This is a genomic window from Planktothrix sp. FACHB-1355, from assembly GCF_014748295.1.
Classification (GTDB): domain Bacteria; phylum Cyanobacteriota; class Cyanobacteriia; order Cyanobacteriales; family Aerosakkonemataceae; genus Aerosakkonema; species Aerosakkonema funiforme_A.
Genome location: NZ_JACJUP010000137.1, coordinates 1 through 9,331 on the forward strand (window position 1 = coordinate 1; position 9,331 = coordinate 9,331).

Annotated in this window: 10 protein-coding genes and 1 pseudogene; 4 read left to right on the forward strand and 7 right to left on the reverse strand. The window is 44.2% G+C overall.

Annotated elements, in window-relative coordinates; all coding sequences use genetic code 11:
* On the forward strand, positions 1 to 734 hold a 734-nt coding region (locus tag H6S82_RS08865; RefSeq protein WP_347339477.1), incomplete at its 5' end, for a fasciclin domain-containing protein.
* A 122-nt stretch (positions 735 to 856) separates the two neighbouring features.
* Here H6S82_RS08865 and H6S82_RS08870 read toward each other — a convergent pair.
* Entirely contained in the window at positions 857 to 1,468 is a 612-nt protein-coding gene (locus H6S82_RS08870; protein ID WP_322111894.1) for a GNAT family N-acetyltransferase, read from the reverse strand.
* Positions 1,469 to 1,680: 212 nt separating this feature from the next.
* On the opposite strand from H6S82_RS08870, the gene H6S82_RS08875 reads away from it, so the two are divergent.
* A complete protein-coding gene (locus tag H6S82_RS08875) occupies positions 1,681 to 2,868 on the forward strand; it encodes a glycosyltransferase (protein ID WP_190464352.1) in 1,188 nt (395 codons plus the stop codon).
* A 39-nt stretch (positions 2,869 to 2,907) separates the two neighbouring features.
* On the opposite strand, the gene H6S82_RS08880 is transcribed toward H6S82_RS08875, so the two are convergent.
* The gene (locus tag H6S82_RS08880) at positions 2,908 to 3,645 is read right to left on the reverse strand and encodes a carbonic anhydrase (protein ID WP_190464351.1); all 738 of its coding nucleotides are present in this window, start codon (positions 3,643 to 3,645) and stop codon (positions 2,908 to 2,910) included.
* Between the two features lie 196 nt (positions 3,646 to 3,841).
* On the opposite strand from H6S82_RS08880, the gene H6S82_RS08885 reads away from it, so the two are divergent.
* On the forward strand, positions 3,842 to 4,645 hold the full coding sequence (locus tag H6S82_RS08885; RefSeq protein WP_190464350.1) for an MOSC N-terminal beta barrel domain-containing protein: 804 nt from the start codon (positions 3,842 to 3,844) through the stop codon (positions 4,643 to 4,645).
* Between the two features lie 83 nt (positions 4,646 to 4,728).
* On the opposite strand, the gene H6S82_RS08890 is transcribed toward H6S82_RS08885, so the two are convergent.
* Positions 4,729 to 6,372 (reverse strand): adenylate/guanylate cyclase domain-containing protein, encoded by a 1,644-nt coding sequence (locus tag H6S82_RS08890; RefSeq protein WP_190464349.1) that lies wholly within the window; start codon positions 6,370 to 6,372, stop codon positions 4,729 to 4,731.
* Positions 6,373 to 6,534: 162 nt separating this feature from the next.
* Between H6S82_RS08890 and H6S82_RS08895 the strand changes: the two genes are divergently transcribed.
* Positions 6,535 to 6,702 carry a hypothetical protein gene (locus H6S82_RS08895; RefSeq protein WP_190464348.1) on the forward strand — a complete coding sequence of 56 codons (168 nt, stop codon included), beginning with the start codon at positions 6,535 to 6,537 and terminating at the stop codon, positions 6,700 to 6,702.
* A 149-nt stretch (positions 6,703 to 6,851) separates the two neighbouring features.
* Here H6S82_RS08895 and ylqF read toward each other — a convergent pair whose 3' ends face one another.
* From ylqF to H6S82_RS08915, 4 genes and pseudogenes are all read right to left on the reverse strand, one after another.
* Entirely contained in the window at positions 6,852 to 7,715 is an 864-nt protein-coding gene (ylqF, locus tag H6S82_RS08900; protein ID WP_190464347.1) for a ribosome biogenesis GTPase YlqF, read from the reverse strand.
* Between the two features lie 20 nt (positions 7,716 to 7,735).
* Positions 7,736 to 7,954 (reverse strand): DUF4926 domain-containing protein, encoded by a 219-nt coding sequence (locus tag H6S82_RS08905; protein WP_190464346.1) that lies wholly within the window; start codon positions 7,952 to 7,954, stop codon positions 7,736 to 7,738.
* Positions 7,955 to 8,076: 122 nt separating this feature from the next.
* Complete coding sequence (locus tag H6S82_RS08910) at positions 8,077 to 8,490, reverse strand: universal stress protein (RefSeq protein WP_190464345.1); 414 nt, start codon at positions 8,488 to 8,490, stop codon at positions 8,077 to 8,079.
* Between the two features lie 45 nt (positions 8,491 to 8,535).
* Positions 8,536 to 9,331, reverse strand: a pseudogene (locus tag H6S82_RS08915) (transposase); the annotation flags it as partial.

Below are 9,331 nucleotides of genomic sequence, written 5' to 3' on the forward strand. Positions count from 1 at the left end.
ATAGAACTAAGTTCAAACTTTGGCATCAGCCTATGGACAGATGCAATAGAGCGAAATATTCGTTTACATTTCTTAATAAATTGTCGGCAAGTCAGGAGCTAGGGATGAAAGCGCAATATATGCAAAAGTGGAACAAGAAGCTGGCTGGCTTTATGGCGGTGGTAGGAGTGAGCGCCCTGATTTATCTGCCAACGATGGCGCAAGCAGGGTCGAGAAATAACGAAACTAGCCAAAATCGGCCTACTACCAGTCAGCCAACCCAAGAAGGTACGTCTGCATCTGGGGAAATGGCCTCTGAGAGCGATACCATAGTAGCGATCGCTTCTGCCAACGATAACTTCAAGACATTGACCAAAGCTTTGCAAGCGGCAGAACTGACGGAAACTCTGTCTGGAAACGGCCCATTCACCGTCTTTGCACCTACGGATGCCGCATTTGCAGCTTTGCCTCAAGAAACGTTACAAAAGTTGTTGCTGCCAGAAAACAAAGCTCTACTGACCAAAATTTTGACTTACCATGTCGTTCCCGGTAAAGTTCTCTCCAGCGACCTGAAAACGGGAGAAGTGAAAACCGTGGAAGGCAGTCCTGTCAGAGTGCGGGTGGATGCTCGCAAAAAGCAAGTGATGGTGAATAATGCCAAAGTTACTCAGGCTGATATCCAAGCCAGCAACGGTGTTATCCACGTAATTGACAAAATCATTCTGCCTCCGGAATTGCAATCTAGACTTCGTTAATTTTTCCTAAGTATCGGAAATCGGGTTTCTGGCAATTGTCCTTCTCTAAAAACGGAGACTGTTCGTCTAGAAACCCGATTTCTTTGCATAAGTTCTTTTCTATAAAAATTTACCATTACTAATTAATCCCACTCTTTCCACAAAATTGCGTAGATTTTAAGGTCGTGATAGCTGCCTTTGGCAAATAGGTGTTCCCGCAGGATGCCTTCAAACTGCATACCAACTTTTTCCATAACTCGTGCGGAAGCAATATTTTCAATCTTGCATCTGGCTTCAATTCGATTTAGCTCCATTGTGCGAAAACCAAAGTCAATGACAGCACGAACCGCTTCTGTCATATATCCTTTTCCCCAATATTTTCTGGAGAGTGCGTAGCCAACTTCGGCGCGATCGTCGTTATAAATCCAATCAACAAATCCGCAGGTTCCAATTATCTTGCCGTCTGCTTTGTGTTGAATTCCCCAAGGCGAAACTTCATGATTTGCATATTCATTGATGACGGCATTGAGGAAGGTTTTAGTATCTGCGATCGACTCATGCACTGACCAGGTAGTCCACTGGGAAACTTCCGGGTCGGAGGCGTACTCGAACATATCATTTGTATCCTCCCAGTTGAGTTTCCGCAGTAGGAGTCGATCGGTTTCTAGAACGGGTAAATCGCTAAAGATGTTTTGAATTTGCACTGCTGTAAGATTGCGATCGAAGTTTACCAGTGTTCGGATGGGCGATCGCACTTCCCAAACCTACTAGCTATCAAGCATAACTTGACATCTATCGCTAGGAAGAGGTTAAAATTATAACCGCAATAGGAAATGATTATCCTGCAAAAGTTAACTAATCTGGCTTTGATAGTTTTAGGGATCTGGGTATGAAATGGGGGTTCTTTGTCCGAGTGCTGACGGGGTGTGCCATAGTCCTCGTCTCAACTGCTACCAATTAGATTGTTATGCTTAGTTTGTGTACGATCGTCAAAAACGAAGAAACATCCCTACCCACCTGTCTCAGCAGCGTTAAGGATGCGGTAGATGAGATGATAGTGCTGGATACCGGGTCTACGGATAGAACCCCCGAAATTGCCAAGCAGTTTGGCGCGAGGGTTTATCATTTTGAATGGCGCGATGATTTCGCAGCTGCTAGAAATGAGGCGCTGAAATACGTGGAGGGGGACTGGATTTTAGTGTTGGATGCGGATGAGGTGCTGACGCCGCAAATTGTACCGCAGTTAAAACAAGCAATCCTTCAACCTGGCAATTTGGTTGTTAACTTGGTGCGACAAGAAGTAGGCGCAATCGGGTCGCCTTATTCTTTGGTTTCCCGCTTATTTCGCAATCATCCGGCGATTCGTTTTTCGCGTCCTTATCATGCGATGGTGGATGATAGCGTTGTGCAATTGTTGCAGCGAGAACCGCAATGGCAGGTGGGTTATTTGCCGGATGTAGCTATTTTACATTACGGCTATCAACCGGAGGCGATCGCATCGAAAAATAAATTCCAAAAAGCACAGGCGGCGATGGAAAGTTATCTGGCAAAACATCCAGATGATGCCTATGTGTGTAGCAAACTGGGAGCATTATACGTGCAAGCTGGCGATATTGCGCGGGGAGTCGAACTCCTGAAACGCGGTTTAGATGCAAAATCAATTGATGATTTGGTGCTGTACGAACTTCACTACCACTTGGGCATTGCTTACGAGCATTTGCAACAATTAAGTTTAGCTAAATACCATTATCAAGCTGCCACTCAAGTACCGATATTCCCGAAGTTAAAATTAGCAGCTTACAATAATTTGGGTAATGTACTCAAGGATAATTCTAAGCTTCAGGCGGCTAAAACTGCATACGAAACTGCGTTACAAATCGATCCTAATTTTGCTCCCGGTTACTACAATTTGGGGATGACATTAAAAGTGTTGGGGCGTTTGGAGGATGCGATCGCAGCTTACCAAAAGGCCATAAATTTGAATCCAGATTATGCAGAAGCTTACCAAAATTTAGGTGTTGTTCTCCTGAAAGTTGGCTATGTGCAAGAAAGTTTGTCAGCGTTTGCCAGAGCGATCGCGCTTCACGAACAGCATAACCCATCGGAAGCGCAACGACTTCGCCAAGGTTTGAGAGAAATGGGCTTTAACGTTTAACATACCGATCGCAAAGCCCACAACTGGGAACAGCAAGCCCTAAGTAACGATCGTTACTTCCCCAGTATCGAGATCGTAACGACCTCCTACAACTTTTAGTTTACCTTCTCGAACCATTTGAGCCAGCATCACTGAGCTTTCTAGCAAGGATTTTACTTGAAATTGAACATTAGCTACGACTGTATTTTCAACTAAATTACCTGGTTTGTTTCTGACGCTTTCGACTGCTGGCTTGATGTCCTCAACAAAAGTGCCAATTCTACCGGGGAGCGGTTCGCCTTTGACTGCGGCTGATACTGCACCGCATCTTTCATGACCCAAGATCATGATTAATTGAACGCCCAATTCTACAACAGAGAATTCCAGACTGCCTATAACGTAAGGACTTATGACATTACCAGCTATGCGGACTACAAATAAATCCCCAAGACCTCGATCTGTAATAATTTCCGCAGGTACTCGCGAATCGGCGCAACTGAGGATAGTCGCAAAGGGATGCTGAGCGGTGGCGACTGACCTCAAACGTCCCCGCGATTGGTCGGGATATTCTCGCTTGTCCTGCACAAACCTTTTATTCCCATCCAGCAATTTTTTCAAAGCTTCATCGCCACTAACTGGTTTAAAATCTGTTGGCTCTCCTTGTGCGACCGCCAATTGTGAATTGACAGCTTTCTGTCTGCTCCACAGTACTGCGCCAGTAGCAGCAACACCAACCCCTCCAATCCCTGCCAGTTTCAACAGATGGCGACGGCCAAGATATCCATTTATTCGAGTCATAAGTGTGTTTGACTGCAATTTTCTTCCTCCTTTAGGAGGATGTTCATTATATAAAATTACCATCTATATCTAAAGATTGAATTTTAAAGATCGCAAAACTTAAGATATAGTACAAGAATAAGGCCAGACGCGAGTGCGCGGGTATGGCCTACTCGCCTTGCTTGCCGAAGGATATCGCTGTACTATCATCAGAACTATGCAAGTGCCATATCTCGCAGGCATTTTCATTTACCCGATTAAATCTCTCGACGCAGTATCGGTTACTCAAGCAACCGTTCTTGCCAGCGGAGCTTTAGAGCAAGATCGAGAGTTTGCTATTATCGATGCAAAAGGTCGATTTGTCAATGGCAAGAATAATGCCAAAGTACATTTGTTGCGATCGTCCTGGGATGAAGCAGCAAACACCGTCTCCCTACAAATACAAGGTCAAGCAGAAAAACGAACATTTCATTTAGAACAAGAAGGCAAGGAATTACAAGCTTGGTTAAGTGACTTTTTCGGTTTTCCAGTTCAAATAACTAGAAACTCCCTCACCGGTTTTCCAGACGATCTAATTGCATCGGGGCCAACAGTTATTAGTACTGCTACTGTGGAAACAGTTGCATCTTGGTTTCCGGGAATTAGTGTAGATGAAATGCGACTGCGCTTGCGAGCTAACCTGGAAATTGGCGGAGTACCTCCGTTTTGGGAAGACCGACTGTTTGCAAATGTCGAAGAAGTTGTGCGATTTCAAATAGGAGAAGTGTTGTTAGAGGGAATTAACCCTTGCCAACGCTGTATTGTTCCGACCAGACACTCCCGTACTGGAGAAAGTTATGCGAATTTCCAAAAAGTATTTTTGCAAAAGCGGCGAGAAACTTTGCCATCTTGGGTAAATTCATCGCGTTTCAATCATTTTTATCGCCTGAGTGTGAATACGAAAGTGCCAAGATCGGAAGCGGGAAAGATTTTACATATTGGAGATGAAATTAAGTGCTTGTCAACTGAGCATATGTCATAGGCGCTCTCCTATCGCTGGAGGTAATTTCAAATTTCTGATTTCCCAGCGCACTTTTTCAATTTGCCATCTGAAATTATGTGCATTCAATCGGTAATAATCTCGGTAATACTGGATCTATGACTGTAATAAACTCGGATCGGGCGATCGATACCTTTAAAACGATATTCTCCCATATCGTCTAAAGCTATACGTTGAGATGGCCGCAACATATTATAAGTTGTTTCGCTCACCACACATTTACCGATCGGACAAATTGCTTCCATTCGAGATGCCAAGTTAATAGTTGCTCCCAACACCGTATAATCTACTCTTTGAGAACTACCTACATCTCCCACTACAGCTTTACCTGTATTAATAGCAATTCGCAATTGTAGCGGTTCGCGCAAGGCTTTTTTGGCATTAAGATTATCCAGGCGATCGAGCATTCCTTTGGCAGCGGCAAAAGCTCTGTCTGCATGATCTGGCTGAGGTTCAGGAGCCCCAAAAAAGGCCATTATGCAATCTCCAATAAATTTATCGAGCGTTCCACCTGCTGTAAAAACTTCCTGCAACATTTCCTCAAAGAAACTGTTAAGCAAATTAGCAATTTCCGCTGGGCTCAAACGTTCTGAAAGAGCGGTGAAGCCAACGATATCGGCAAATAAAATACTGATCTCGCTTTCTTTAGGCAGAAGACGACTGTTTTCCAAAGTGCCTGCCATCATCATTTGTTGCACAACTGCCGGAGAGTGATAGCGTTCCAATCTGTGCCGAATCTTTTCTTCGTTTCTGAGTTTGCGGGTAAGCAGCCAACGTTGCACGCTCGCAGCTACTAGATTTGCTAATGTGGAAAAAAAGCTGATATCTTCCTCGCTTCCCTGATGAGAATCGTGCAAACAAACGTGCCCGTCGGCATAAAGAACTCCCACAACTTTATCTTCATCCCAAAGAGGCACAGCCATGACGTTATGGATGCCTTTATCGATGATGCTTTGTTCGCTATCAAATCGGTTGTCTTTTTGGGCATCAGCCGTTTGAATAGCTACTTTTTCATTAAAGACTTTTTGACAGATGGTGCGACTAATCCAACTTCCATCCGGTTTCAAATATTTTTGATCGTATACGTCTCTGGCAGCACCTTTGAGCAATTCAAGTTTTCCCGAACCATTAATATCAATTAATAAAGCTAAGCGCTCAATCTTGTCAAGGTAACGAAAAACGACTGCCTGCGCTGCTTTAAAAATTGCCTCTATAGATACAGCAGAATTTAAACCTTGGGCTATATCTAACAAATCTTTGAGACGGGAAATAGTTATCTCTTGACGATCGGCTTCATCGCCGCGATCGTCAGCTTGTATCCACTGCTGTCGTAAGTCTTGAACATTCCGAAAAATGGTCATTCCTACGACTTGAGTATCCATATCATCATTGTTGATTTTCAATGAGTCGTCATAGAATAGTGCGCTCAGATAAACGCTGCCTAACTGAATCACATCACCGTGCTTCAATATTTGAGGAGATTCAACCAATTGTTCGTTCACTACGGTACCGTTTCGGCTACCCATGTCTTCAATAAACCACACTCCCTCTGGTTTCTTAAAAATGCGAGCATGATATCGGGAAATGCCAAAATAAGGTAAGTGCCAATCGCAGTCGATCGCCCGACCTAAAGTAAAAATATCCCGGCTAACGATGATGGTTTTTTCTATATGTTGTTCGATGTATAGGTGCAGTTTAAGCTCAATCATTAATACCACCTGTTTTTGTTGGCAAAATATTTTCAATAGATACCCTGACGATCTTTAATAAGTTGGCCCAGGCTATGCGATCGCGTATATTTGCAGGCGAGCGCCTTTAGTTAGTACCACCATAACCGCATCGATCGCAAAATTGGTATCCATAAGACAATTGTGAAGAAGAAACAGGCCAAAACCTACTTCGATCCTAATTCACGCATAGGAGCGATCGCTCAGCATGAAACAATCCTAGATATTTCCTTTACCAAACTCAACTGCATTTGTCAGCGATCGAGATGTAGCCTTGGGATCGGGCGGTTGTTGCAGAAGTCGCTCGGCTGAAATTGTGGATGCTCGTGTATATTTTGTCAGCTTATATACTGACAGAAAGTACCATTTTTTGATATAATTGTATGATTTGCTTGTTTGCTTCGCAATGCCCATTATCGCACTCGATCGCAATTATTTTTAATTCTTTTGTGGATGAATATTTAATTTGGCGGCAATTCCAGAGGAATCCCACCTAAATTTCCTTTGCGAAAATCATTTAACAACTGACGCGCAGCGCGTTCCGCATCGCCTTGATATCGTTCGTTTGCCAAAGTCAACAAATAATCCTCACCAGTTACATTTGTAGCGTCTAAACCGTAACGAGATTCTAAAATAGATCTGGGCAACAAATTACCAGATGTATCTTGCAAATATCCAATTAAATCGACTAACTCAGCGGCTACCAACTGATTGTCGTAAGACGCTTCACCAATATCATCGCAAATAGCTAACTTAATTGCCGCTTCGCGATCGTCCAACTTGGCAGGAATCACGCCTGGTGCATCCAGCAATTCTATTCGATCGGAAATTTTGACCCAGCGCAGTTGGCGGGTCACACCGGGACGTGCGGCACTTTCCACCGCTCGGCGTCCCAACAAACGGTTAATCAGCGCTGACTTGCCCACATTAGGAAAGCCGATAACTACAGCGCGAACCGGACGGGGAAGCATACCGCGATCGCGCCTTTTTTTATTCACCTCCACCCCAGCTGCTTGGGCCGCCTTCACCACCGCTACTGTACCCTTACCGTGTTGTGCATCGGTAAAATAAGGCACTTCCCCTTGCGCCACAAACCACGACTCCCACAACTTCTGCACTTGCGGAGAAATCATATCCATGCGGTTGAGAACCAAAACCCGCGTTTTGCTACCAGTCCACTGAGAAACTTGGGGATGCTGCGTAGCTAGGGGAATGCGAACATCGCGCACTTCCAGCACCACATCCACAAGTTTGAGTTGTTCCTTGAGTGCTTTTTCAGCTTTGGCAATGTGACCGGGATACCATTGAATGGGAGGAGTAGTCATTAGTTATTAGCCATTAGCTATTAGTTAGCCAGAGAAACAGAAGCTTTTACTGGTTCGATTTGGGATTCTGCCACCTCTACAGTAATTGTTTCCACATTAAAACCTTCCAAGCTATAACCGTCTTCTTCACTTTCTGGCATAAGGTAATGTTCGACAATTGTTGCTAGATCGCCTTTTTTCAGACCGTACTTAGGGATATCCTCGCGCAATACTACCTCTGTAAATAAATTGAATTTCATAGCTGGCAATTTATAAGCCGTAAAACCATCAAAAACCGGGTTTCTTAGGGTAAAAAGTCCGAATATAAGTAGTAGAGCAGGAGAAACCCGGTTTCTAACCCCACCCAAACTTAATAATTACTCTAAGGGACAATCAAAACTGGACAGGGAGACAGATTGATCACCCGATTGGTTACGCTGTCGGACATTCCTTCTTCGGTCAAACCGAGACCGCGACAACCCATCACGATTAAATCCGCGTCAACTTCGTCAGCTACATCACAGATAGTGAAGGCAGGCTTACCCTCGCGTTCTATAGCTTCAGCGGAAATTCCTCGCTCGGCAAATAGGGACTTGGCAGTTTCCAGCAGTTGTGCTACTGCTTCTGGGGAAGTCATGGCATCTGCGTTAGCAGACTCCCCCTCTTCTGGTGGGGGTTCTAGAACGGACAGCAAGATCAGACGACTGCCGTACTTTTTCACCACATCGACAACCACATCAGCCGCTTCGCGGGCTTCGCGACTTCGATCGACTGGAAACAAAACTGTATTAAACATTTACGCACCTCTCGATCCCCGACTCTTTTGACACTCACCGCACTTTTAGGCCGGTGATTCTTCGTTCATAGACCCGACTTGCAAGAGACAGGATTGCTCCAGCCAGAGTAGAGGTCGAATCTCCTGAAGCGTTCGGATCTAAGATCCAAGTTCCGGTATGCCCTACCGTACTCAAGCGTCATTTCAGGATATTGATAGCGGCATTCCAATCTCTATCCAGAACAAATCCGCACTTACAACTATGGGTTCTTGTTGATAGAGATTTCTTGACCGTTGCACCACAGTTAGAACATTCTTGGGAAGTATAGGCGGGATTGACTGCCACTGTTATCCTACCAAATTTCAGCCCGAAATACTCTAACCATTTTCTGAATTCATACCAACCAGCATCATTAATAGATTTGGCCAGACAATGATTTTTGACTAAGTTCTTAACCCTCAAATCTTCATAGGCTACCAAATTGCTAGATTGGATTACGCAACGCGCCACTCTCTTGACGTGTTCTTGACGTTGCCTACTTATTTTGAGGTGTACTCGCCCTAATTTATTAATAGCTTTCTTGCGGTTAGTAGAGCCCCTAACTCTTTTTATCTGTTCTATTTGGTAGAAGTTTAAATCCCATTTCCCTTTTAGTTTTAACTTGCCAATCCCTTTCTTGTCGGTAAAAGTTATTTGTTTTCGGCTTGATGACAACTTCCATCCTGAAGTTTTGTATTCTACTGAACGGTTGTTCTTTTTGAATTTTGGATAACCAATATTTCCTGGAATACCTTTTTTGCAGTTGTCGTAGAACCGCGCTATAGAGCTATATGCTCTCTCGATCGCAGCTTGGCAAGCACT